Genomic DNA, 23,633 nt, shown 5'->3' on the forward strand with positions numbered 1-23,633 from the left:
CAGTTTTAAATCATAGGATAGGCAGAATTGGGGGTTACGGGAAAGATGACGCTTTTGCAAACGGAAGCACTGACGCTGGGGTACGGCGATACCGATATTATTAAAGACCTGCATTTGGACATTCCCGAAGGCAAAGTTACGGTTCTGATCGGCAGCAACGGGTGCGGCAAATCCACGCTGCTTCGTTCCATGGCGCGTCTTTTGCGTCCGAAGAGCGGATCGGTTCTGCTCGACGGCAAGGAAATCCATCGGACGTCGACCAAGGAAGTTGCCCGGAATATGGCAATTCTGCCGCAGGGACCGACGGCTCCGGAGGGGCTGACCGTGCTTCAGCTGGTGAAGCAGGGGCGTTATCCGCACCAATCGTGGCTGAAGCAGTGGAGTGCGGAGGATGAGCGTCTGGTGAACGAAGCGCTGGAAATGACGCGCCTCACCGATTTGGCCGACCGCGCGGTCGACTCCCTGTCCGGCGGACAGCGGCAGCGGGCCTGGATTGCCATGACGCTGGCGCAAAACACCGACCTGATTCTGCTTGACGAGCCGACGACGTACCTGGATTTGAGCCATCAGATCGAGGTGCTGGATCTGCTGTATGAGCTGAACCGTGAGCAGGGACGGACGATCGTGATGGTGCTTCATGACCTGAACCTGGCCTGCCGTTACGCCGATCATATGATTGCCGTGAAGAACCAGGGCGTCTATTGTGCCGGTGCACCGGAAGACGTGCTGACGCCGCAGATGGTCAAGGAAGTATTCTGCATGGACTGCATGATTGCGGAGGATCCGATCTTCGGAACGCCGATGTGCGTGCCGCACGGCAAAGGCCGCTTGTGCGGAGACCGGTGCAAGCTGTCGGCGGTCTGCGAAGCTTAGTGAATCCGTTCCGCGAGCAGGAATTCACTTGAATTGTAATAACGAGATGGAACATATAACAGAAGGCGCTTCTGCATTACAGAAGGCGCCTTTTTTGCGTTATATGATCAATAATGGCCAATATCGGTGGATCCATCCGGATGAAATGACTGTGCTGATAAGGCCTAGGTCCAAACCGGGAGAATTGAGGACATCCGTGAAAGCATCGGCACTTGGTGACAGATCAGAAGGTCGTAAATCCAAGCAGCTTCTGCACCCGGAACAGAAAGTCCTTGAACCAGGTGGACTTTTCCTGATACGCGCTCAGGTCCAGACTGTAGTGCCCGTCCCGGTTGTTCCAGAGCCGGTCAAAATAGCCGGCCATCTGCCGGTCCAGCGCATCGCCGTGTGGAACGGATATCCAGAGGTCGTTCTCCAGATTGTAATTGTCCAGGTTCCGCGGCGTGAGATTGGTTGAGCCGCCCATGATCACGGAGCTGCCTGAAGGATTGGAGATGTACATCAGCTTCGTATGATACTGTTCCTCGGTCGTGTTGTACCAGCGGATGGCGATACGGCCATCGGAACGCTTGGTGAGCTCTTTCGCTACCGGACGGTTCGGGATGCCGATTTTGTCCTGACCAAAAGCGTTCTGATTGGGGTCAAGCAGCAGCCGGATGTTAACGCCGCGGTCGGCGGCATCCAGCAGGGCGCTCATCACCTTTTCATCGGCCAGATAGAACATGCCCATCCACAGGGTGGACCCTTGCGGCGCCTGGTTGATCTCCAGCAGCGTATACTTGTCGATTTTGCCTTCGGTCAGATAGCGGACGGCTATTTTCCCTTGGGATGATTTCTTAGCGTCCTCGGAGGCAGGGGTATAAACCGGGAGCCGGTAGTCTCCGGACAGCCGGGCCGCGGCCTGCTCGCCTTTCAGGATATCGCCGATAATCGGGCCTTGCACCTCAAAGGCAATATTGGAGTGGTAAGCGCTGGCATCATGCACGTTACCGGAAGAGACCAGAGCGGTCTTCTCGCTGACCACAACCTTGCGGTGGTTGGCCTTAACGTTCAGCATTTTTAAATACGACCTTGCGGTGACCTTGGGCCCGTCGTTGGCCATCAGATTCGGAATCCATCCGTTGCCCGACTGGCCGAACCACTGGATAAACGTCCGCCACACGGCGGAATAGATCGGGTTCGAATCCCGCAGCGGATCCACATCGGTCACGACGACCTGGATGCCCGCAGCCTTCATCGCTTCGAGCAGGGGGTTGGGGGCGGAGCCGTAATTCGTATTGATCTGGTCCGTAATAAAGACGATCTGCATCTGGGGATACTGCTTTTTATGCGCTATGAGCTTGTCCGCCAAGTCCTTGCTGACGGTCGGAAACTTCTGCCCTTTATGCTTGTAATCGTTAAACAGGAACAGATCAATGACAAGAAACTCCCTGGATTCATCGACAATCTGCATGATCCGATTCGTAATCTGGGGCTCATGGATGACCTGCCCTTGGTTATCAGGGTAAGTCAAGTCGCGATAGAAGCGGACTTGATCGACATGGTAGAGCGGGCTCTCGTAGGAAATGCCGGGAGGAAGCGGCTTGTGTGTCTGATAAACGATGACCCCGGCGAGCCAAAGGATGAGCAAGCAGGCCGCAGCCAGAATCCAGCGCCGAACCCGGCGTTTACGGCTTTTCCCCTGCGGCTGCCAGCTGGCCGTACGCGAATGGTACGGTTCAGGTGCGTGCTGAGATGGGATATGGTGGGTCATCGAGTCATCGCCTCCTTTGCTTGTCCACTGCAGCCGGGTTAAACGGCAGGGTTCTCTGAGGGAATGCCCCACGGTTTGGAACCCTGCCTTGCTTGGTACAGCGGTCTAACCAACTATTAACGTCGAAAGGGCCTGTTTGAAGCAGCGGAACGTTGTCATCATATGGGAAAAGGGCATGGTGACCCTCGGTAGCCTAGAAAAACGTGCCATACAGCAAATAGATGTTCAGCGCTGCGATGACGGCTGCTACGATCCATGCCAGTATCCGCACCCAGCGCGGGGCGATAAAAGGTCCCATCTTAACGGGATCGGATGTGAATTTGACGAGCGGGAACACGGCAAAGGACAGCTGCAGCGAAAGGATGACCTGGCTGAAAATCAGCAGCTGGCCGGTGGAGCCTTCCCCGTAAATTCCGATCACGATCACGGCGGGAACGATAGCGATCAGGCGCGTAATCAGACGGCGGATCCATGGCTTCAGGCGGATGTTCATAAAGCCTTCCATAACGATCTGGCCTGCGAGGGTTCCCGTCAGCGTCGAGTTTTGGCCGGAAGCGAGCAGCGCGACGGCGAACAGAACGCTGGCCGCACCTGTGCCGAGCAGCGGAGTAAGCAGCTGGTAGGCGTCTTGAATCTCCGCTACTTCAGTATGCCCCGTTGAATAAAAGGCAGACGCCGCAAGGATCAGAATGGCCGCATTGACGAACAGGGCGATGGTGAGCGCCACGGTGGAATCCGCGGTTGCGAAACGGATGGCCGATTTCTTGCCGGCGATGGACTCATCGTACCGCCGGGTCTGCACGATCGAGGAGTGCAGGTACAGGTTGTGGGGCATGACGGTCGCGCCGAGCATGGCCAGGGCGATGTACAGCATTTCCGGGTTCTGCACGATGTCTGCCGTTGGAACGAATCCGGCCATGACCGCGCCCATCTCCGGCTTGGACAGGAACAATTCGACCCCGAAACACATGATGATAACAGCGATAAACGAAATGACCAAAATTTCGATATGCCGAAATCCTTTGTTTTGCAGCAGCAGCACCAGAAGGACGTCCACAGATGTAATGAGGACACCGGCCAGCAGCGGCAGGCCGAACAGCAGCTGCAGCGCGATGGCTGAGCCGATGATTTCGGCCAGATCGCAGGCCGCAATCGCCAGCTCGCATAATATCCAGAGCCCAACGCTGACGGGCTTGCTGTAATGATCGCGGCAGGCCTGGGCCAAGTCCCTTCCCGTAGCAATGCCAAGGCGGGCGGACAGGGACTGGAGTAGAATCGCCATGAGGTTCGAAATCATGATGACCGACAGCAGCGAGTAGTTGAACATGGCGCCGCCGGCCAAATCGGAGGCCCAGTTGCCGGGATCCATGTATCCGACGGCGACGAGGTATCCGGGACCCGCGAAGGCGAGCATTTTGCGGAAGAAGCTGCCCTTCAAGGGAACCTTCATCGATTTATGGACCTCGGGCAGGCTTGGCGGACCGCCTCCTTTGCGCCAGCCGCTTCCGGCGGCGGCCAGTCGGCTCTCCTCACTTGCGTTCATGGGCAGCACTCCTTTCACAACATTCTTTCGATTCAAATCGAGTCTAAACGGCTATCACATCCTATTGGAAAGCACCTGGGCGGTTGCATGTACTTCAAAAATTTTCCCCAAGGAAACTTTGTGGGCTCCTAAGCTAACGCTTCGGCCGAACAACCTGCAAAGCATTTATGGCTCGCTGCTGTGATATGTGCCTGTGTGAGCAGCCAGCATTACACTGCGATGTGTGAACCGGGTCGTGGGAGAAGAGAGGCACGGCGTAATCATCGGGATGTACAGGATGGAAGGTCGGCTCGGTTTGAGGCAAGTTGGCGAATTTACCAGAGGTTCTGTGGTATAATACTTTCTTTAGAGAATCGTGCGGTGACGAGCGGGTCACGAAGTGAATCAAGGTTTGCAGCATATCCATGAAAGGGGCGCATCAGATGAACGGAAACGAAGCGGAAAGCGGGTCTTTGCTGCCCGAAATACCTACAGGGGAAAGAAAAATCGAGCACGTGCGCCTGTGCTTGAACGAAGATGTGGGCAGTGGCGTAACCTCCGGCCTGGAGCAGTACCGCTTTCGCCACTGTGCGCTGCCGGAGATCGGCTTCGAGGAGATTTCCCTCGAAGCCTCCTTCCTCGGGCGGACGCTCCGGACGCCGCTCCTGATCAGCTCCATGACGGGCGGAAGCGATGCGACTGGGGCGATTAACGCTCGCCTGGCTGCCGTCGCCGAGCGGCGCGGCTGGGCTCTCGGGGTCGGCTCGGTCCGCGCGGCGGTGGAGAAGGAGGAGCTCGCGCCGACCTTCCATGTGCGCGCGCATGCGCCGACGATCCCGGTGATCGCGAACCTGGGCGCGGTCCAGCTGAACTACGGCTTCGGCGTGGAGCAGTGCCAAAGGGCCGTCGATATCGCCGGAGCGGACATGCTTGTGCTGCACCTGAACGGCCTGCAGGAGGTGTTCCAGCCGGAGGGGAACACGAATTTCAGCGGCCTGCTGTCCCGGATCGGAGAGGTGTGCCGCCGGCTGGACGTGCCGGTCGGCGTCAAGGAGGTCGGCTGGGGCATCGACGGGGACACGGCGGCGCGGCTGTACGACGCGGGCGCGGCCTTCGTCGATGTGGCCGGCGCCGGCGGGACTTCGTGGAGCCAGGTCGAGAAGTTCCGCAGCCGGGACGTGGTTAGGCGCCGGGCGGCGGAGGCGTTCGCGGGCTGGGGCATCCCGACCGCGGAATGCATTGCCGAGGTGCGGGCGGTATCCCCGCACGGAGGGCTGATCGGCAGCGGCGGGCTGCAGGGCGGCGTGGACGCCGCCAAGGCGCTGGCGCTCGGCGCCGATCTCGCGGGCTTTGGCCGCAGCCTGCTCGGCCCGGCCGTCTCGTCCGAGCAGGCGCTGGACGAGGCGCTGGCGCAGGTCGAATTCGAGCTGCGCACCGCGATGTTCGGCATTGGCGCGGCGGACGTCGCCGCGCTGAAGGGTACGCGCCGGCTGGTGCGGACCCGGCCGTAACCTGGGCGGCGGACCGCAGTCCCCAGGCCGCAGGCAGCTGGATGATGGCAAAAAGCAAACAATCAACCAAAGGCCCATTTTCCTCATCGGAAATTAGGCCTTTTTTGCTGCCCTTATGGGTGTTGCCGCATTCCGTTGGGTCATAGATCCAAAAAATTTATATAATATTTACCAAAAAAAGTTTTGCCTTCGTTTCTGCCTGCCCTTATATTAAGAGTACAAATAACGTGAAATGTTCGCCTTTAGGACATGAAGGTTGTTGAATTTGATGTAAAGGGGAAGGTGACTCTGCTTTGAAGAAATCCATTTTTCAGTTGAACACAAGAACTGTGGTGACGATAGGCATCGGTGCGGCCCTCTATGGAGCCACCAGCTTTATTGGAATTCCCGTGGGACCCGATACCTCGCTGCGTCCGGCGATTGCGCTGCTGGCGATTTTCGGCGCCCTGTTCGGCCCGGTGGTCGGGTTTATCGCAGGGCTGATCGGCCACGTGCTGAACGACCTGCTCACCAGCGGTACGGTATGGTGGGGCTGGGCGCTCGGTTCCGGCATTACAGCCGCATTTATGGGACTCATTTACTTATCCAAGGGGTTTGACCCGCAGAACGGTACATACAAAGGAAAACATATCGGATTGTTCATCGTATACGGCGTCGTCGGCATCATTCTGTCGCTGCTCTTCTCGGGATGGTTTGACATCACGTTTATGGGCGAGCCGTCGGATAAGCTGCTGGTGCAGGTTACGGCCGCTTCGATTTCGAATATCGTCGTCTTTTTGGTGCTCGGGGTTCCGGCTGTGATCGGATTTGCCCGCAGAAACGCCAAAGTCAGCAATTTAAGCGTCAACGAGTAGGTGCTTGGCAGAGCGCCACAGGATAGGAGATTTACGTCATGATGCAGCCGATCATCTCGTTTCAACAGTACAGTTTTAAATATAAAAATCAGTCGGAGCCCACGCTGAAGGACATTACGCTGGACATTTATCTCGGAGAAAAGATCTGGATCGCCGGTCCCAGCGGCTCCGGCAAATCGACCTTGGCCCATTGTATCAATGGGCTTATTCCTTTTACCTACGGCGGAGACATCCGCGGCAGTCTGAGTATTGCCGGACGGAATCCCGCCGAATTGAGTATATTCGAACTGAGCCGCACGGTGGGGACGATTTTGCAGGACCAGGACTCCCAGTTCGTGGGCTTAAGTGTGGCCGAGGACGTGGCGTTTGTCATGGAAAATAAAGCGATGCCCCGCGAGCAAATGAAGCGGGAAACGGCCGCTTCCCTGGAGCGGGTCGGCATGCTGGATTATATCGACCACAGCCCTTACGAGCTGTCGGGCGGGCAGAAGCAGAGCGTGTCCCTGGCCGGCGTGCTGTCGACGGATGCGGAGGTGCTGCTGTTCGACGAGCCGCTGGCCAACCTCGATCCGGCAGGCGGGCGCAAAGCGATGCAGCTTATCGACGATATCCACCGGCAGGGCGGCAAAACGGTTATCATCATCGAGCACCGGGTGGAGGATGTGCTGCAGCAGCCGATCGACCGGATCGTGCTGATGAAGGACGGAGGCATCGAGGCGGTCGGTACGCCGGACGAGATTCTGGCGTCCGGCCTGCTGCGCGGCTGCGGCTTGCGGCCGCCGCTGTATGTCGATGCGCTGCGGTATGCCGGCGTATCCCTGGATGGCGTTCAAGGCCTCAGCCGGCCGCAGCCGCTGGGCATTCCCGGCCTTGGTGAGCGGCTGGATGGATGGAGCGAACAAGCAGCTGCCGGGGCGCCGTCACAGCCAGCAGAACCGCTGCTGGACGTACGCGGGCTGACCTTCGGGTATGAGCCCGGGCAGCCGGTTCTCAAGGATGTGTCGCTGCAAGTCGGCGCCGGAGAAATCGTTGCGCTCCTGGGGAACAACGGGGCGGGCAAATCGACGCTGTCCCAGCTGATTACGGGCATTCTGAAGCCGCAGTCCGGCTCGATGCGGTATGCCGGCCAGGATATGGCCTCGTGGTCGATCCGCCGCCGGGGTGAAGCGATCGGCTATGTGATGCAGAACCCGAACCGGATGATCACGCAGCATATGATCGCGGACGAGGTTGGCCTCGGCCTGAAGGTCCGCGGCGTGCCTGCCGCTGAGATCAAGGAGCGGGTCGCCGGCGTTCTGCAGACCTGCGGGCTGTATCCTTTCCGCAACTGGCCCGTTTCCGCGCTCAGCTACGGCCAGAAGAAGCGGCTCAGCATCGCCGCGATTCTCGTGCTGGCGCCGAAGCTGATGATTTTGGATGAGCCCACGGCCGGCCAGGATTATCGGCATTACCAGGAGTTTATGGATTTTATCGAGCAATTGGCCGGACAAGGCATCGCATTCCTGCTCATTACGCACGACATGTATCTGGCTTTGGAGTACGCGCAGCGCGCCGTGGTGCTCAGCGGAGGAGAGGTGCTCGCCGCCGACACGGTCGCCTCGGTGCTCAGCCGTCCGGAGGTGACGGAGCCGGCCCATTTGAAGGAGACGTCGCTGTCCCTCTTCGCCAAAGCCAACGGCCTGGCTTCGCCGGAGCGGTTTGTGCGGGCTTTTATCAACGCAGAGAAGAAGGGGAAGAAGGGCCATGAATAGAACGGGCAGCCTCTATGTCACGGGGAACTCGCTGTTTCACCGGCTGGACGGAGCGGTCAAGCTGGTGCTGTTTATGGCCTGGACGGTCATGACGTACATGTTTCTGGACCTGCGGGTGTTTGTGCTGATGCTGGTTGTCGGGATCGCGCTGCTGATGACGGCAGGGATTCCTTTTAAAAAGATGGCGTTTTTGTTTTGGCTGATGATTATTTTCACGGTACTGAACGGCATCTTTATTCTGCTCATCACGCCGACCTTCGGCACACGGCTGACGGGGACGGATACGCCGCTGATTCCGCTCGGCTATAACACGATCAATGCGGAGACGCTGTTTTATGTGCTGACGCTGTCGGCTAAATATTTGACGCTGCTGCCGATTACGATCCTGTGCATTTTTACTACGCAGCCTAGCGCATTTGCCGGTAGTTTGAACCGGATCGGCGTCCCTTATAAAATCGCCTACGCAGTGAGTATTGCCCTCCGCTATATTCCGGACCTGACGGAAGAATTCCGGAGCACGCTGAACTCGATGCAGGCACGCGGCATGGGGATCACGAAAGAGGACGGGAGCATTGCGCAGCGCCTGCGCAATCTGGCGGCGGTCGTCGTTCCTGTGCTGCAATCGGCACTGCACCGGATCGATTCGGTGACCAACGCGATGGAGCTGCGGGGCTTTGGCACGCAGAAGAGGCGCACCTGGTACAGCGGCAAGGAGATGGGAGGGCTGGACTGGACGTTAGCCGTGCTTGGCGTGCTGCTGCTGGCTGTGGGCATTTGGCTGAAGGTGCGGGTGCTGAAAGGATTTTGGTATCCTTTTTAGAGATCGTCTGGCAAATGTTCTGGTAAGGGGCCCGGAGAATCCGGGTCTTTTTCGTCGAAAGCTTGATTGCCTGCGTCTGCGGCATTGGTTTTCGCAGCTTTCTTTCATTCTGCCGCCTTTTCGTTTTCACACGCTCGCTGCATCTTTATCCTTACGCACTTTACTCTCCCCGGTTCAGATCGTCCCAGCAGCAAGGCGAAATGAAGGCTTAAGCCGGGCATCCGATAGTAAAGTCCAATCCTTGCCGCTCCGGGGGTTCTAATATATAATGGGTAGGATTGAGAGACGTCTGTTTAACTATTACCTAAATAGGAGTTGTCATATAAATGGCTTTGAAAGCAGGGATCGTTGGACTGCCGAACGTCGGCAAATCCACGTTGTTTAACGCAATTACCCAGGCGGGCGCCGAGTCTGCCAACTATCCGTTCTGTACGATTGATCCAAACGTCGGGGTTGTCGAAGTTCCGGACGAGCGTCTGGATAAGCTGACCGAGCTGGTTCAGCCGAACAAAACCGTACCGACCGCTTTTGAGTTCGTTGATATCGCCGGCCTGGTCCGCGGCGCGAGCAAAGGGGAAGGTCTGGGCAACAAGTTCCTCGCCCATATCCGCGAGGTGGATGCGATCGTGCACGTGGTGCGCTGCTTCGAGGACGAGAACATCACGCACGTGGACGGCAAGGTCAACCCGGTCAGCGACATTCAGACCATCAACCTGGAGCTGATCCTGGCCGACCTGGAGAGCGTGGAGAAGCGCATCGACCGTTCGCGCAAAAACATGAAGGGCGGCAACAAGCAGTACGCCCAGGAAGTTGAAGTGCTGGAGCGCCTGAAAGAAGCGCTGTACAATGACCAGCCGGCCCGCAGCGTGGAGCTGTCGGACGAAGAGAAAGTGATCGTGCGCGATCTGCACCTGCTGACCCTGAAGCCGGTTCTGTACGCGGCCAATGTGAGCGAGGACGGCGTGGCTGATGCGGACAGCAATCCGTACGTGCAGCAGGTCAAGGACTTTGCGGCAGGCGAGAACGCCGAAGTCGTTCCGATCAGCGCCAAGGTCGAGGCGGAAATCGCCGAGCTGGAAGGGGAAGACAAGGAAATGTTCCTGGAGGAGCTCGGTCTCGAAGAGTCCGGCCTGAACCGTCTGATCAAGGCGGCTTACCGCCTGCTCGGCCTGTACACGTACTTTACGGCAGGCGTGCAGGAAGTGCGCGCGTGGACGATCCGCAAAGGAACGAAGGCGCCGCAGGCAGCCGGCGTTATCCACACCGATTTTGAGCGCGGCTTTATTCGTGCCGAAGTGGTCTCCTACGACGACCTGGTCGCCGCCGGTACCATGAACGCCGCGAAGGAACGCGGCCAGCTTCGCCTGGAGGGCAAAGATTATGTCGTTGCGGACGGCGACGTAATGCATTTCCGTTTCAACGTGTAAACGTGTAACGGATGCGAACATTTGGATTTCGAGTAAGCTGATAATCAACGTAAAACCGCCATTCCCCGGGTAACCCTTGGAATGGCGGTTTTTTGGTAGGGCTGAGTGGTCGGTTATCCCCGTCCTACCCAGCGCAAAAGGCCGATTATCGCTTGCAGCCTGCGACGCTCACAGCCCCTTAATGATTCACGGTAATGCTGCCGTTGGACGTGGCCAGCCCCACGGTAAACTGTCCGTCCCCCAAGGTGGCCGTGGCGCGGGAGTCGCTCTCATCCACCCAGCCAATGTTGCCCTTGATGGAGGAGTTGGACGTCTTGGCGGTCAGCTTGGCGCTGGCGCCCTCGGGAACGGTCAGGTTAATGCTGCCGTTTGAGGTTTTCACGTCCCAATTGCCGGCGATGCCGCTATCGCCCCGAACGGCACCGTTGCTGGTCCGGATGTAGACCGGGCCGCCAAGCTGGTTGGCCGTCACCGTACCGTTGTTGGTCACCAGCTCGGAAGGGCCGCTGATGTTCGCAGCTACGATCCGGCCGTTGCTGGTCTTGGCCGACACCTTGCCCTGAATATCCTTTACGTTCAGAGTGCCGTTCGACGTCACGGCCGTCAGTCCGGCATGAAGTCCGGAAGCGTCGATGGTGGAATTTTTCGTATGCACTTCCACTTCGACTGACTCCGGAACCTGGAGGTTAAAGTAATCTTCAGGCATCGCCCAGCCGCCGATCAGGACGATATCCGGCTGGTGTTTATCCAGTGTCAGGGTCAGCGTGTCTCCTGACGTTTCCGACTTCCAGTGCTGGTTCGTCCATTTGTCGGCATTAGCCTGGGAGGATTCGGTGCGCACGCGGACTTTTCCCTCATAGGCAATATTCGAGCCTTGAGCTTCCGTTACGTTGACCTTGCCGCTGTCGAGGAAAACTTCCACCCGCTTGATCTCTCCCTGCGCCGGAACCGATCCCTGCACGGCGCTGAGGTAACCTTTGTTAAAGAGGAACGTCCAGTCGGGGTAAATCGCCTGGGCTCCACTGACAATCAGAAGCAGAATCAGGATCGTGACGCTTCCGCCGCCCAGACGAACCCGCTGGTTGGCATGCACGACATTGGAAATGACAACTTCAATGCCGAGCAGGATGAGCAGGGTGGGCCATACATATTTCAGAACTTCAAAGCTGATGAACTGATTCATTTGAAGAATGATGATGACCCCAAGGCCGATCAATCCGATGGCGGTGGTCCATTTGCCGATCTTTCGGACCGGCGGGCGCGTCTCAAGCGGTGCGGTCACAGATGCTCACTTCCCTTATGGTTTGGTCTTTTGCCAAGCAGCCACATGCCGTAAACGATCAGGCCGACGGCCAGCAGCACGCTGGTAATATTGCGGTTCAGCAGCCATTCCCACAGGCCGGGGAAGACGCCGACGAGGAGGACGAGAATGCCCATGCCGATGCAGGTCGCCCCGATCCAAAACGGATGGACTGCCGATTCTTTCTGATATCCGTTCATTTGAATCCAGTCACGCTCGGTCCAAGGATAGCCGAAAGTATCCTGGCCCATCATCATCCGCTCATGCTCCATGGCCGCGGCTTTCATCCAGCTCGCCTTCTGCAGGGCGTCAAACAGCTGGTAGAACCACAAAATCGCCAGAGCGAACGGAAACAGCATCGGAATCGACGGGATGAGGATGATGCAGACGCAGGCGCCGATCATGTACTGCAGTCCCTGTTTGGCGAATCCTAAATATAAATGGCCGAGGCCGGGAATCATGGACAACATAAACGTGAGCCATCTACTTTTTCTAATCATGGGTTACCCTCCTTAAATATGTGCTCCATTCGAGTGGATAAATGCTGCGTGGCCTCCGTCAGCCCGTTCCCCAGATGCTCGAAAATCCCGAATTGGAATAAGCAAAAGGTCAGGCAGGCCGCAAGCCCGAAATGGGCCAGCTTGGATTTCTGCGACTCGCGGGGCCGGCTTCTTGGCAGCGATCTTACCGCCAGCGGCGGCATTTGACGGACTTCCTCCATCACGCCGGCAACGATATCCGGCATATCTATGACCGGACCGGGATTCTCCCAAATTTGAGACATCTCCACAATTTCCTGATACCAAGCCTGGCATTCCGGACAATGGTTCAAATGCTTTTCGATCAAGAGGGAGGTTTCGGGCGGCAGTTCATGGGCGGCGTAAGCGGCCATCTGGTATTGAATGAGTTCGCATTTCACCTGAGCTCCTCTCCTTTCTGACGCATCATTTGTCTGGCACGGTATAATTGGGACTCAACGGTTTTGGCGGTAATGCCCCGCCTCTTGGCAATCTCCTGATAGGAGCATTGTTCAAAATAATACATCTGCACGGCCGACTTATACGGCTCCTGCAGCTCATCGACGATTTGACGGATCCGGCTGTTCATCTCTTCGGAGAGGACGATCTTCTCGGGTGTCTCGGCGGTTACCCAATCGTTTTCGCTAACCTCTCCCATCGTCCTTCGAGCCTGTTCCCTTTGGTGGGCCCTTTTCCAGTCCAGGCACTTCCGGACGGCGATTTGATACAGCCAGGTGGAGAAGGAGGATTCTTCCCGAAAAGCAGGCAGGGCCGAATATGCCTTAAGGAAAATGTCCTGCGACAAATCTTTCGCCGAGACGCTGTCGGCGGTCATTTTCAGGCATACGTGGTATACCATGCTCTGGTACCGCTGCACCAGAAATTTATAGGCTTCCGGATGGCCGGCTTTGACCGCCCGGATCCACTGCAACTCTTCTTCCAGTCTTCTCCCCTCCTCCCGATACGTTAAGTTAGACGCCGCATGTCGAGGCATCCCTGCAAAGTTTTTTAAAAAAATGTATTCAGCCGTTTTGCCGCCATCTGGCGGCATGTTCCCGGGACAGGCGGATGAACTCCCCAAGGGCCGGAGACAGCCACTTTCCGGGATGGTACAGCATTTGCGTGGCCACTTGGCAGGGGCTGTCGTCCCAAGGGAGCCGGATGAGCCGGCCGGAGGACAGCTCGTCCTTGACCGCAATGGCCGGGAGCAGGGAGATGCCAAGACCGGACATGACGCAGTGCTTGATCGTCTCGATGCTCCAGAACTCCAGGTCGCTGCTGCTGTAGATCGCGTGGTTGTTTAAATGCTGCTCGAGCAGCAGACGGTAGCTGCAGTCCGATTCGGTATGGATAAAAGAAACGTCTTTCAAGTCCAAAGTATCGACCTGCGGCAGCAGGGTCAGGGGATGCGCAGGCGGCGCAATGAGCGCCATCGGTTCATGGATCAGCGTCTCCGACTGCAAGTGCGGGTCATCCGCTTCCGGCTCCAGCACGAACACCAGGTCCATATCGCCGGACAGGGCCAATTTCTTGAGCTCCTTGCAGCCGGCCGGCCGGAGAATGATCTTCACGTCCGGGTACAGCTCCGTGTATTCCTTAATAATGTCCGGGAGCCGGAACGCCGCGAGGGACTCGGGTGCGCCGATGTTCAGCGTGCCGGATGGCAGGCTTCCGCCAGCGGACATTTCGGCCAGCGCCCGGTCGTGCAGCTCCAGGAGCTGGATGGCGTAGGGCAGCAGGCGCTCGCCTGCGGATGTAAGCTGTACCTTTTTCCCAAGACGGTCAAACAGCTTCGAGCCGACTTCCTCCTCCAGCGCCTGAATTTGCGCCGTGACGCTCGACTGGGCGTAGGACAGGATTTCGGCGGCTTTGGTAAAGCCATGCGTATCCGCAACGGTTCGGAAGGTGTGTAAGTGTTTTAAGTCCATCAATGTCCTCCATGATGCGAAATATGAATTCGTAGCAATCATCAACTATCGGTTCTCCCGATGGAAACGATCAAAATAATCTGTTTTACCTATTCATCTATTATCTGTTAAGCTGTGAGCACTGCACAACCCTAGAATGACCGGTAATCCCTGCCGGTTACACCATTAACAGCAGATAGGATGATCAAATATATGGCTTCATTAGAAAAGACCTCATTCGAAAAGACCTCATTCGAAAAGACTTCTACAGCATCACACTTAACCTCTTCCATTCGGCTGCCTCAAGCCATCGCTTTATATATCGGTTCGGTGCTCGGATCAGGTATCCTGATTGTGCCGGGGCTCGCCGCGCATATCGCGGGTCCGGCCTCGCTCTTGTCCTGGGGGCTCATGACGATGCTCGTCCTGCCGATGGCCCTCGTGATGGGGCTCCTGTCGGCGCGTTACCCCGATGCCGGGGGCGTGTCCTCGTTTGTTTCCAGAGCGTACGGCACCAAAGCCGGGACGCTGGTCGGCTGGTTTTTCCTCATGTCGGTGCCGATAGGTGCACCGGTGGCCGCATTGACGGGGGCGGGGTATATGACTGCTGCCTTTGGTCTGGGTGACGGCGCCAGAATCGTCATCGCCGCGCTGATGCTGGCCGTGTCCCTGTTCATCAACGTCTTTGGCATGAAGCTGGCCGGCAGCGTGCAAATCGTCGTCGTATCGGTGATCGTGCTGGTGCTCATCCTGGCGATATCCGGTTCTTTTCCCCATATGGAAGCAAGGCATTTCACGCCTTTTATGCCGGAAGGGTGGATCAGCGTCGGGCAGAGTGCGGCAATTCTGTTCTGGTGCTTTATCGGCTGGGAAGCGGTATCGCATTTGTCCGAGGAGTTCGTGGACCCGAAACGGGCGGCGGTGCAGGGCGTGACGGTTGCGGCCATCATCGTCGGCGTACTGTATTTCCTGACGGCATTGGCAACGGTGGGAACGCACAGCTATGGGGGGAGCGGCTCGGACGTATCGCTGCTGCTGGTTATTGAAAAGCTGCTCGGTCCAGCCGGGGCCGTCATCGCGGGCTTGACGGGGATGTTTATTTGCACAGCCACGGTCATTTCGTATACCGGCGCATCGTCGAGGCTGGCTTACGCGCTAGCCCGGGAAGGAAAGGCGCCGGCCTGGATGGGGAAGATGTCGTCCCGATTCCAGACGCCTGTCGGGGGACTGGGCTTCCTGGCGGGCTGTTTCGTGCTCGTGCTCGTTCTGTACGGAACCGGCGCGGTGTCACTGACCACGCTGATTACGCTCCCCAATGCCACGTTTATTTTGACGTATCTGGGCGGCTGCGCAGCCGGGATCCGGCTGCTGAAAGGCCAGCGGTGGGGACGGACGGTCAGCTGGCTGTCCTTTATCCTCACGGCGGCGGTGTTTCCGTTCGTCGGGTGGGCGATCTTGTATCCGCTGGTCATTTGCGGCGTTTATTTTTTGGTAAGTATAGGGCGGAAAAACAAGGCGCAAGCTTAACATAACAGGCTTTTCGGGCTGTCTTGTTCACCAATGTCGGCTATGGTAAATATGTATGTATCGTGGTATAATATAAAGTCGTCTACCCTCTATTTTTGATAGAGAGCGGCGATAACGATCAGAGCATATATATATACCTAGTGTATTTTTTAAATAGGAGAGGTGAATCCCAGTGTTGGACCGATTGCAATCCTTGGCGGACCGTTATGAGAAGCTTAGTGAACTGCTTTGCGATCCTGACGTTGCGAACGACAGTAAGCGACTGCGGGAATATTCCAAAGAACAATCCGATTTGCAGCCTGCATATGAGGCTTATACCGAATATAAATCCGTTATGGAAGAACTCGAATCCGCCAAAGCGCTTCAGGCTGAGAAGCTGGACGACGAAATGCGTGAAATGGTCAAGATGGAAATCGAGGAGCTGACCCAGCGCCGTACCGAGCTGGAGGAGCGCATCCGCATTCTGCTCCTGCCGAAGGACCCGAACGACGACAAGAACGTCATCGTGGAGATCCGCGGCGCGGCGGGCGGCGACGAAGCGGCTTTGTTCGCTTCCGACCTGTACCGGATGTACACACGTTATGCGGATACCCAAGGCTGGCGCGTAGAGCTGATGGACGCCAATACGAACGATCTGGGCGGTTTCAAGGAAGTCATCTTCATGATCAACGGACGCGGCGCTTACAGCAAAATGAAATACGAAAGCGGTGCGCACCGTGTGCAGCGCATTCCGACGACGGAGTCCGGCGGACGGATCCATACCTCCACTTCCACAGTGGCGGTCTTGCCGGAAGTCGAAGATATCGATATTGAAATCCATGACAAGGATATCCGCGTCGATACGTTCTGCTCCAGCGGTGCGGGCGGACAATCCGTCAACACCACGAAATCCGCCGTTCGCGTGACCCATATTCCAACCGGAATCGTGGCCACCTGTCAGGACGGCAAGTCGCAGAACTCGAACAAGGAAAAGGCGCTTCAGGTGCTTCGTGCCCGGATCTTTGATATGATGCGGCAGGAAGAAGAAGCGAAGTATGCCGGTGAGCGGAAGAGCAAAGTGGGTACTGGCGACCGCAGTGAGCGGATCCGCACGTACAACTTCCCGCAGAGCCGGGTGACCGACCACCGCATCGGATTGACGCTGCACAAGCTCGATTCGGTGATGAACGGCGAAATCGAAGAGATCATTTCGGCCCTGAACATTGCGGAGCAGGCGGAAATGATGGATAAAGGGGAATAAGGCTTTGAAGGAAAGCACGTTTGTGATGACGACAAAGCAGAGTATACGGGAAGCCTTTGCGGAGGCTTCCTCTTTTTTAGCGGCGCATGAAGTGATGGAGCCGCAGCGGAACGCCCAGCTGCTGCTTGAGCATGTGCTGGGCCTCTCCGGCGCGGCCTATTACATGGCGCTGCCCGATCCGTTCCCGGACGAGCGGAAAAAGGCATGGGAGGAAGTCATCTCCCGCAAGGCGGTGGGCGAACCGGCCCAATACATTATCGGGGAGCAGGAGTTCTACGGCATCCCCTTTCAGGTGACGCCCGCCGTTCTGATCCCGCGGCCCGAGACGGAGCTGCTTGTGGAGGCCGTGCTGCAGCAGGCCGCGCGGCTGTGGCCGCAGGGGGCAGCACCGACTGAGCGAGCGGCGTCTGCGGCGGAGCAGGAGCCGCCGCAAGGGCAGGGAGCCGGCCGCGTTCCGGGGCCGGCTGACGCGGAGCAGCCGGACCGCGAAGCGGCTCGTCCGGCGGCACAGGGCGCCGCAGACGGCCTGCGCCCACTGGTCGCGGCCGACATCGGCACCGGCAGCGGCGCCATCGCGGTCACGCTGGCGCTGCACGCCCCGCGCTGGCGCGTCTACGCCAGCGACATCTCGGCGGACGCGCTGCGGGTCGCCGCGCGCAACGCCGAAGCCAACGGCGCCCAGGTTACCTTCGAAGAAGGCAACCTGCTGGAGCCGTTTGCGGGCCGGCGGGTCGACATCCTGGTGTCGAACCCGCCGTACATTCCTGCGGCCGATATTCCCGGCCTGCAGCCCGAGGTGCGCGACCATGAGCCGCGCACGGCGCTGGACGGCGGAGCGGACGGGCTCGCGCCTTACCGCATCATGATGCAGCAGCTGCCGCTGCTGCAGGAGCCGCCCCGGCTCATCGGATTCGAGCTGGGCATCGGCCAGGCGGGCGAGGTCGCAGACCTGCTCCGCCAGGCGGGCCATTGGGATGAGATTATGATCATCCCGGACCTCGCCGGCATTGACCGCCACGTTCTCGGCGTCCGCCGGTGATCCCATAATTTTCTTTTTGACCCAATTTCCTCTACAATGGAACTACCTATGTTTTCCCTGGAGGAAAGGATATGCTGCGCAAACTGAAACAATTGGATTTCGCCGTCATACTGGTGCTGCTCTGCCTGATGGCATTCAGTCTGACTTCCATATACAGTGTCACCGCCGGCCGGCCCAAAACCGATCATTATTCGGTGCGGATGGCAGTCTATTACGTCATCGGCTTTGCAGGGTTTCTGGCGACTTCGCTCGTCAATTATAAGCTGCTGATCAAATATGCACTGTACGTGTATATCTTCGGCCTGATGCTGCTCTTATTCGTCCTGTTTGCCGGTAACGAATACTACGGTGCCCGCGGCTGGCTCACCCTTCCCGGGGGACTCAGCCTGCAGCCGGCCGAGCTGTTCAAGCTGTTCCTGGTCATTTTTCTGTCCAGCCTGCTGCTGAGGAAAAATCGAGACCGGTCCCGCGGCCTGTACTTTTGGCGGGATGTCGTGCCGATGGGGCTCCTCACCTTTGTTCCGCTTATGCTGGTGATGGCGCAAAACGACCTTGGGAACGCGCTCTGCTATCTCCTCATTCTGGTAGGGCTCCTGTGGATCGGCGGCATCCGGTATGTTCATGCGCTGATCGGTTTCGCCGTGGCCTTTGCCGCCATCTTCGGCGGAATTCAGGCGTACATTCATTATCATGACGAGGCGGCGAAGTTGTTCAAGTCCATTGGCCGCGAGCATTGGATCGCGCGTTTTGACCCTTGGCTCGTTCCGGACAAAGCTTCCCGTGACGACAGCTGGCAGACCTACAACGCCAAGCTTGCGATCGGGTCGGGCGGCCTGGACGGCAAGGGCTACATGCAGGGGACGACGATCCAGTCCGACGGCCGGGTTCCGCTGGCTTTTGCCGACTCGATCTTCGTCCAGATTGCCGAGGAGTACGGGTTTATCGGCTCGTCGGCGCTGCTGCTGCTGTATTTTATTCTGATCCACCGCATGATTCTGATTGCCGCGGACTGCCGCGACCGGGCGGGGCCATACCTGATTACAGGCATTATTACGATGTTCATTTACCAGATTTTTGTCAACATCGGCGCCTTTATCGGTCTGATGCCGCTGACCGGCATTACGCTGCCTTTTATCAGTTATGGCGGCACCTCACTGGTGATCAACATGGTCAGCATCGGGGTGGTGATGAGCGTCCGGATTCACGGGCAGGAGGAAGAGGAGCTGCTCCCGCTGCAGAACGAACCGGCTCCGGCCACAGGGACGGGCAAAATTCTGCGCCTCATCCGGGATGGATTTAACAGGAATTGAATATGGCATGGCTGTTCTATTACAATAGACAGGTACGCATCAGGGGCAACGAGGAGCGGAAGGCTCCGCACAGGAGGATAGCCATGCTTCAAAAGCTGAAAAAAGTGGATTATGTCGTCGTTTTTATTCTTTTGATTTTCATGGGCATCAGCATCATGTCCATTTACAGTGTCACACAGGGGACGAAGTTTGCCGGTTCCCATATCAAAATGATCGAGTTTTACGTGCTTGCCTTCATCGCATTTTTCGGGCTGGTTATCTTCGATTACAAGCTGCTTGTCAAATATGCGCTTTATCTGTATTTGTTCGGGTTGGCCCTGCTCGTGGCGGTTAACTTCATCGGGACCGACGTCAACGGCGCCCAGGGCTGGATCAAGATGGGAAGCTTCAGTTTGCAGCCTGCGGAGTTGTTCAAGCTCATCCTGATTATTTTTCTGACATATATCATTATGCGCAAAAATAAATCGAGGCTCTCGTTCTGGCATGACGTGGTCCCGATCGGACTGCTGACGTTCGTGCCGTTTGCGCTCGTTATGATCCAGAATGACCTCGGGAACGCGCTCAGCTACGTTCTGATTTTGCTCGGACTGCTCTGGATCGGCAACATCAAGTTTTGGCATGCGCTGATTGCGCTGGTGATTTTGGCGGCTGTCGCCGTCGGGGGTATTCTTTCGTATATTCATTTTCACGACAATATCGAGAAGTTTATGAAAGACATCAAACGGGAGCACTGGACCGAGCGGCTCGACCCGTGGCTGGTGCCGGATAAGGCGACGGCCAAGGCGTCCTACCATACGAAAAACGCCAAGCTGGCGATCGCCTCCGGCGGCATGATGGGTGAAGGGTATATGAAAGGGTCCTCGGTTCAATCCGGGCGCGTGCCGTATACTTATTCGGACTCTATTTTCGTGGAAATCGCCGAGGAGTTCGGCTTTGTCGGTTCATCGGTTGTGCTGCTGCTGTATTTTATCCTGATCCACCGGATGATTCTGATCTGTCTCGAGTGCCGGGACCGGGCAGGGCCAATTCTGATCGTGGGCATTATCGCAATGATGCTCTATCAGATCTTCGAAAATATCGGTGCCTTTATCGGCCTGATGCCGCTGACCGGGATTACGCTGCCGTTTATCAGTTACGGCGGAACCTCGCTGCTGATCAATATGGCAAGCATCGGAATCGTCATGAGCGTGCGCGTTCATGGGGAGGAAGTGGACGACGAGATGCTGACCCCGGCTAAGGGGACTGCTGCTCAAGGCGGACAGGCGAAAGCCGGCATGTGAAGCTGATGATTTACAAGAAACGACCGTTTTCGACAAGTCCTCGGGCTTGGGAAGGCGGTCTTTTTTTGTGGGTAAGAAGCTCGTAGAAAATACTAGATAAGATGAATTCGAGTTTTTCTTTTCATTCCTTGTTTCCAAGGGGAATATCCGTGTCAAAGGTGTGATTTCTTTAATTCAATCTAAATAGATTGCTAGGTTTAGACTCTACCATTCCCGGACATACTGAGAACTATCATAGATTTGTTCTGATAGAGAGGGGCCCGGGGAAAATGGAAAAGACGATGAAGCAGGGGAAATATAGAGGACAAGACTGGCTGCGCGACTTGGTGAAGGATACCGCCATTATTTTTTGTATTTTGTTTATGATCGCCATGATGTGGGAGAGCCAAAAGACCGACGCGGCCGTGGCCGGCGGGCCGATTCCGCAGGAATCCATCCGCCTGCGCATCCTGGCCAATTCCGATAATCCGGATGACCAGCTGGTCAAACGCGAGATTCGTGATGCCGTGGTAGCGGAGATGAACGGCTGGGTACAGGAGCTTGAGGACCCGCAAAGCCTGGATCAGGCGAGAACGACGATCCGGGAGCATTTGCCGGAACTGAACGATCTGGTGGGCCGTGAGCTGGAGAAGAGAGGTATTCATTACGATTACAATGTTGAACTGGGCATCGTGCCGTTCCCGACCAAACTGTACGGCGGTACGGTCTATCCGGCCGGGAACTACGAAGCGCTCCGGATCACGCTGGGGGCAGGCAACGGTCAAAATTGGTGGTGCGTGCTGTTCCCTCCGCTCTGCTTCATCGATGCGGCCAGCGGGGATGCGGCGGCTCAGCCCGCAGATACCAAGGCTCAGTCTGCGGATGCCAAGGGTGACGCTAAGGGTGCCGTGACCACTGCATCGGCCAAGGTGACGGATACTGCAGCCGCTCAAGCTTCCGGGAAAGCAGCTGCTGATGCTTCCCAGCCGGAAGTTCGCTTCTTCCTGGTAGACATGCTCTCCGGGCTGTGGTCCTGGCTGACGGGGCTGTTCGCTTAGGAACTACGGCCATCCTGTCCAGGAGCATGCGTCATGGAGATTTTGCAGATGTGCTATAATAAAACATACCAATTTCGATGACAGGAATGAACAGCGATGAAAGGTTTGAACCAAGGGCAGGATGGAGGGAACGCTCTTTCCGCCCATGATGTAAATAAGAGCCATGCCACACCGGTATGGGATGTGACTGTATTGATGGGACGCAGCACCGCTGCCGCAGAAGCGGAGAGGGAAGCGGTGTCCCGTGCAGAGCGGTCGATCGGCCGGGCAGCCGCCATTCTACGGGATGGCGGTACCGTTGCTTTTCCGACAGAAACCGTCTACGGCCTTGGGGCGGATGCCCGGAATACGGAGGCTGTCGAGGCGATTTTCAAGGCCAAGGGCCGGCCGTCCGACAATCCGCTCATCGTCCACATTGCGGATGCAAGCCAATTGGATGGGCTCGTGACGGAGGTCAGCGATACGGCGCGGCGGCTGATGGCGGCCTTTTGGCCCGGTCCGCTGACGCTGGTGCTGCCGCTTCGGCCGGGCGTGCTGTCCCCGCGGGTAACGGCGGGGCTGACGACGGTCGGTATCCGGATGCCGGACCATCCGATCGCACTGAAGCTGATCGGTGAGTCCGGCTGTCCGGTGGCGGCGCCGAGCGCCAACCGCTCGGGACGACCGAGCCCGACGCTCGCGGGCCATGTCGAGGAAGATTTGAGCGGGCTGATCGACGGTATTCTGGACGGAGGGCCGACTGGGGTCGGCCTTGAATCCACCGTCGTGCAGGTCCAGGAAGACGGCAGCGTCACCGTTCTCCGGCCCGGCGGCATTACGAGCGAGCAGCTAGCCGCCGCTTCCGGGACGGCGGTGACGACCGATCCGGGAATCGAACGCTCTCCGGATGAAGAGGAGATTGTCGCTCCGAAATCGCCCGGCATGAAATATACGCACTACGCTCCCAAGGGTGCGCTCACCATTGTGCAGGGCGGCACGCCGGAGCAGGTATCCGGCTGGATCAATGAGCAGCTGAAGGCAGCGGCGGGACGCGGGGAGAGAACAGGCGTGATGGCTTTTGAGGAGCACATCGGCCGCTACGCCGCGGATTGCGTGCAGTCCCTCGGCAGTCTTGCCGGACTGGAAGCGGCCGCCCACCGGCTGTACGCCGCTCTTCGCCGCATGGATGAAGAAGGCGTGACGTTTATTTTATCGGAAGCCTGCCCGGAAGAGGGTCTGGGCGCTGCCATCATGAACCGGCTCCGCAAGGCCGCCGGCCAGCGGGTTGTGCGCTTGTGACCTCTCGCCGCACCTTTTAAGAGACATCATTTACCTCTTGTCCGCATATGGTTGTACAAGAACCTAACGGACATGGGGGAATAGGGATGTTGGAGACTTCTGCCGGTTTAGGGCAGCTGATGACAATCATGATAATGGCCGTCGCATTAGGACTGGATGCGTTCTCTCTGGGCGTAGGAATCGGCATGAAAGGAATCCGGCTGCTGCATATTCTCAAGATCAGCTTGCTGATCGGCCTTTTCCACGTGTTGATGCCGCTGCTGGGCATGTTTATGGGATATTACGTCAGTTCGCTGCTCGGACAAGTTGCCGCCCTGGTTGCCGGCGGGCTGCTTGTGCTGCTGGGCGGACACATGGTCCTGAATTCCTTCAAAACAAGCGAAACGCGAATGGTGGATCACCGCTCCTTGCTGGGGATGCTTCTGTTCTCGCTCAGCGTCAGCATTGACTCCTTTTCGGTAGGCGTATCCCTGGGGATGTTTGAGAGCAACCGGATTCTGACCGTGATGGCTTTCGGGATCTGCGGGGGCGCGATGGCCGTGCTTGGACTCCTGCTCGGCAGGAGGGTAAGCCGGAATCTCGGCGAATACGGGGAGGCCCTTGGCGGCGCGATTTTGCTGGCATTTGGCCTCGCCTTTATCTTTTGATACAATATCGGCAAAGACACTTCGGGAGGTGCTAGAGAC

The 23,633-nt window shown here is 57.5% G+C and carries 21 protein-coding genes; 14 read left to right on the forward strand and 7 right to left on the reverse strand.

Annotation, left to right across the window (positions count from 1 at the left end; translation table 11 throughout):
• Positions 1–45 precede the first annotated feature (45 nt).
• The gene (locus IAE55_RS30045; protein WP_076174732.1) at positions 46–873 is read left to right on the forward strand and encodes an ABC transporter ATP-binding protein; all 828 of its coding nucleotides are present in this window, start codon (positions 46–48) and stop codon (positions 871–873) included.
• Between the two features lie 223 nt (positions 874–1,096).
• Here the strand turns inward: IAE55_RS30045 and IAE55_RS30050 are convergent, their stop codons facing one another.
• Both IAE55_RS30050 and IAE55_RS30055 read right to left on the reverse strand, forming a co-directional pair.
• The gene (locus IAE55_RS30050; RefSeq protein WP_200634682.1) at positions 1,097–2,626 is read right to left on the reverse strand and encodes a phospholipase D family protein; all 1,530 of its coding nucleotides are present in this window, start codon (positions 2,624–2,626) and stop codon (positions 1,097–1,099) included.
• A 193-nt stretch (positions 2,627–2,819) separates the two neighbouring features.
• On the reverse strand, positions 2,820–4,169 hold the full coding sequence (locus IAE55_RS30055; RefSeq protein WP_200634683.1) for an Nramp family divalent metal transporter: 1,350 nt from the start codon (positions 4,167–4,169) through the stop codon (positions 2,820–2,822).
• 422 nt (positions 4,170–4,591) lie between these two features.
• On the opposite strand from IAE55_RS30055, the gene fni reads away from it, so the two are divergent.
• The 5 genes from fni (at position 4,592) to ychF (ending at position 10,511) form a co-directional block, all read left to right on the forward strand.
• Positions 4,592–5,659 carry a type 2 isopentenyl-diphosphate Delta-isomerase gene (gene fni / locus IAE55_RS30060; RefSeq protein WP_234489974.1) on the forward strand — a complete coding sequence of 356 codons (1,068 nt, stop codon included), beginning with the start codon at positions 4,592–4,594 and terminating at the stop codon, positions 5,657–5,659.
• Between the two features lie 293 nt (positions 5,660–5,952).
• A complete protein-coding gene (locus IAE55_RS30065) occupies positions 5,953–6,513 on the forward strand; it encodes an ECF-type riboflavin transporter substrate-binding protein (protein ID WP_084204127.1) in 561 nt (186 codons plus the stop codon).
• A 41-nt stretch (positions 6,514–6,554) separates the two neighbouring features.
• Complete coding sequence (locus tag IAE55_RS30070; protein ID WP_200634705.1) at positions 6,555–8,264, forward strand: ABC transporter ATP-binding protein; 1,710 nt, start codon at positions 6,555–6,557, stop codon at positions 8,262–8,264.
• On the forward strand, positions 8,257–9,084 hold the full coding sequence (locus IAE55_RS30075) for an energy-coupling factor transporter transmembrane component T family protein (RefSeq protein WP_145162877.1): 828 nt from the start codon (positions 8,257–8,259) through the stop codon (positions 9,082–9,084). The genes IAE55_RS30070 and IAE55_RS30075 overlap by 8 nt, the downstream gene beginning before the upstream one ends.
• Positions 9,085–9,410: 326 nt before the next feature.
• Positions 9,411–10,511, forward strand: a complete 1,101-nt coding sequence (ychF, locus tag IAE55_RS30080) for a redox-regulated ATPase YchF (protein ID WP_076174721.1) — start codon at positions 9,411–9,413, stop codon at positions 10,509–10,511.
• A gap of 178 nt (positions 10,512–10,689) precedes the next feature.
• Here the strand turns inward: ychF and IAE55_RS30085 are convergent, their stop codons facing one another.
• From IAE55_RS30085 to IAE55_RS30105, 5 genes are all read right to left on the reverse strand, one after another.
• The gene (locus IAE55_RS30085; RefSeq protein WP_145948006.1) at positions 10,690–11,793 is read right to left on the reverse strand and encodes a DUF4097 family beta strand repeat-containing protein; all 1,104 of its coding nucleotides are present in this window, start codon (positions 11,791–11,793) and stop codon (positions 10,690–10,692) included.
• Positions 11,790–12,311 carry a hypothetical protein gene (locus IAE55_RS30090; RefSeq protein ID WP_076174717.1) on the reverse strand — a complete coding sequence of 174 codons (522 nt, stop codon included), beginning with the start codon at positions 12,309–12,311 and terminating at the stop codon, positions 11,790–11,792. The genes IAE55_RS30085 and IAE55_RS30090 overlap by 4 nt, the downstream gene beginning before the upstream one ends.
• Positions 12,308–12,730, reverse strand: a complete 423-nt coding sequence (locus tag IAE55_RS30095; protein WP_145162882.1) for an anti-sigma factor family protein — start codon at positions 12,728–12,730, stop codon at positions 12,308–12,310. The genes IAE55_RS30090 and IAE55_RS30095 overlap by 4 nt, the downstream gene beginning before the upstream one ends.
• On the reverse strand, positions 12,727–13,260 hold the full coding sequence (locus IAE55_RS30100; RefSeq protein ID WP_186327450.1) for an RNA polymerase sigma factor: 534 nt from the start codon (positions 13,258–13,260) through the stop codon (positions 12,727–12,729). The genes IAE55_RS30095 and IAE55_RS30100 overlap by 4 nt, the downstream gene beginning before the upstream one ends.
• 91 nt (positions 13,261–13,351) lie before the next feature.
• The gene (locus IAE55_RS30105) at positions 13,352–14,257 is read right to left on the reverse strand and encodes a LysR family transcriptional regulator (protein ID WP_200634685.1); all 906 of its coding nucleotides are present in this window, start codon (positions 14,255–14,257) and stop codon (positions 13,352–13,354) included.
• 192 nt (positions 14,258–14,449) lie between these two features.
• Here IAE55_RS30105 and IAE55_RS30110 point away from each other — a divergent pair, with 192 nt between their 5' ends.
• The 8 genes from IAE55_RS30110 (at position 14,450) to IAE55_RS30145 (ending at position 23,594) form a co-directional block, all read left to right on the forward strand.
• Positions 14,450–15,763 carry an amino acid permease gene (locus IAE55_RS30110; RefSeq protein ID WP_200634686.1) on the forward strand — a complete coding sequence of 438 codons (1,314 nt, stop codon included), beginning with the start codon at positions 14,450–14,452 and terminating at the stop codon, positions 15,761–15,763.
• A gap of 172 nt (positions 15,764–15,935) precedes the next feature.
• Positions 15,936–17,003: a peptide chain release factor 1 gene (gene prfA / locus IAE55_RS30115; RefSeq protein WP_105444869.1), complete on the forward strand. Its 1,068-nt coding sequence runs from the start codon at positions 15,936–15,938 to the stop codon at positions 17,001–17,003.
• 25 nt (positions 17,004–17,028) lie between these two features.
• Positions 17,029–18,042 carry a HemK/PrmC family methyltransferase gene (locus IAE55_RS30120; RefSeq protein WP_200634706.1) on the forward strand — a complete coding sequence of 338 codons (1,014 nt, stop codon included), beginning with the start codon at positions 17,029–17,031 and terminating at the stop codon, positions 18,040–18,042.
• A 71-nt stretch (positions 18,043–18,113) separates the two neighbouring features.
• Entirely contained in the window at positions 18,114–19,352 is a 1,239-nt protein-coding gene (locus IAE55_RS30125) for an FtsW/RodA/SpoVE family cell cycle protein (protein WP_200634687.1), read from the forward strand.
• Between the two features lie 83 nt (positions 19,353–19,435).
• On the forward strand, positions 19,436–20,632 hold the full coding sequence (locus IAE55_RS30130) for an FtsW/RodA/SpoVE family cell cycle protein (RefSeq protein ID WP_105444868.1): 1,197 nt from the start codon (positions 19,436–19,438) through the stop codon (positions 20,630–20,632).
• A 314-nt stretch (positions 20,633–20,946) separates the two neighbouring features.
• A complete protein-coding gene (spoIIR, locus tag IAE55_RS30135) occupies positions 20,947–21,669 on the forward strand; it encodes a stage II sporulation protein R (RefSeq protein ID WP_200634707.1) in 723 nt (240 codons plus the stop codon).
• A 195-nt stretch (positions 21,670–21,864) separates the two neighbouring features.
• Positions 21,865–22,947, forward strand: a complete 1,083-nt coding sequence (locus IAE55_RS30140) for an L-threonylcarbamoyladenylate synthase (RefSeq protein WP_234489980.1) — start codon at positions 21,865–21,867, stop codon at positions 22,945–22,947.
• A gap of 86 nt (positions 22,948–23,033) precedes the next feature.
• The gene (locus IAE55_RS30145; RefSeq protein WP_105444866.1) at positions 23,034–23,594 is read left to right on the forward strand and encodes a manganese efflux pump MntP; all 561 of its coding nucleotides are present in this window, start codon (positions 23,034–23,036) and stop codon (positions 23,592–23,594) included.
• Positions 23,595–23,633 lie beyond the last annotated feature (39 nt).

This window comes from Paenibacillus sp. S28 (genome assembly GCF_016624415.1).
Lineage (GTDB): Bacteria > Bacillota > Bacilli > Paenibacillales > Paenibacillaceae > Paenibacillus_AQ > Paenibacillus_AQ favisporus.

Bases quoted from the DNA above. Each gene is read 5' to 3' on its own strand.
- IAE55_RS30045 (WP_076174732.1), top strand. From the start codon at position 46: ATGACGCTTTTGCAAACGGAAGCACTGACGCTGGGGTACGGCGATACC.
- IAE55_RS30050 (WP_200634682.1), bottom strand. From the start codon at position 2,626: ATGACCCACCATATCCCATCTCAGCACGCACCTGAACCGTACCATTCG.
- IAE55_RS30055 (WP_200634683.1), bottom strand. From the start codon at position 4,169: ATGAACGCAAGTGAGGAGAGCCGACTGGCCGCCGCCGGAAGCGGCTGG.
- fni (WP_234489974.1), top strand. From the start codon at position 4,592: ATGAACGGAAACGAAGCGGAAAGCGGGTCTTTGCTGCCCGAAATACCT.
- IAE55_RS30070 (WP_200634705.1), top strand. From the start codon at position 6,555: ATGCAGCCGATCATCTCGTTTCAACAGTACAGTTTTAAATATAAAAAT.
- IAE55_RS30075 (WP_145162877.1), top strand. From the start codon at position 8,257: ATGAATAGAACGGGCAGCCTCTATGTCACGGGGAACTCGCTGTTTCAC.
- ychF (WP_076174721.1), top strand. From the start codon at position 9,411: ATGGCTTTGAAAGCAGGGATCGTTGGACTGCCGAACGTCGGCAAATCC.
- IAE55_RS30090 (WP_076174717.1), bottom strand. From the start codon at position 12,311: ATGATTAGAAAAAGTAGATGGCTCACGTTTATGTTGTCCATGATTCCC.
- IAE55_RS30105 (WP_200634685.1), bottom strand. From the start codon at position 14,257: ATGGACTTAAAACACTTACACACCTTCCGAACCGTTGCGGATACGCAT.
- IAE55_RS30110 (WP_200634686.1), top strand. From the start codon at position 14,450: ATGGCTTCATTAGAAAAGACCTCATTCGAAAAGACCTCATTCGAAAAG.
- IAE55_RS30120 (WP_200634706.1), top strand. From the start codon at position 17,029: ATGACGACAAAGCAGAGTATACGGGAAGCCTTTGCGGAGGCTTCCTCT.
- IAE55_RS30125 (WP_200634687.1), top strand. From the start codon at position 18,114: ATGCTGCGCAAACTGAAACAATTGGATTTCGCCGTCATACTGGTGCTG.
- IAE55_RS30130 (WP_105444868.1), top strand. From the start codon at position 19,436: ATGCTTCAAAAGCTGAAAAAAGTGGATTATGTCGTCGTTTTTATTCTT.
- IAE55_RS30140 (WP_234489980.1), top strand. From the start codon at position 21,865: ATGGGACGCAGCACCGCTGCCGCAGAAGCGGAGAGGGAAGCGGTGTCC.
- IAE55_RS30145 (WP_105444866.1), top strand. From the start codon at position 23,034: ATGTTGGAGACTTCTGCCGGTTTAGGGCAGCTGATGACAATCATGATA.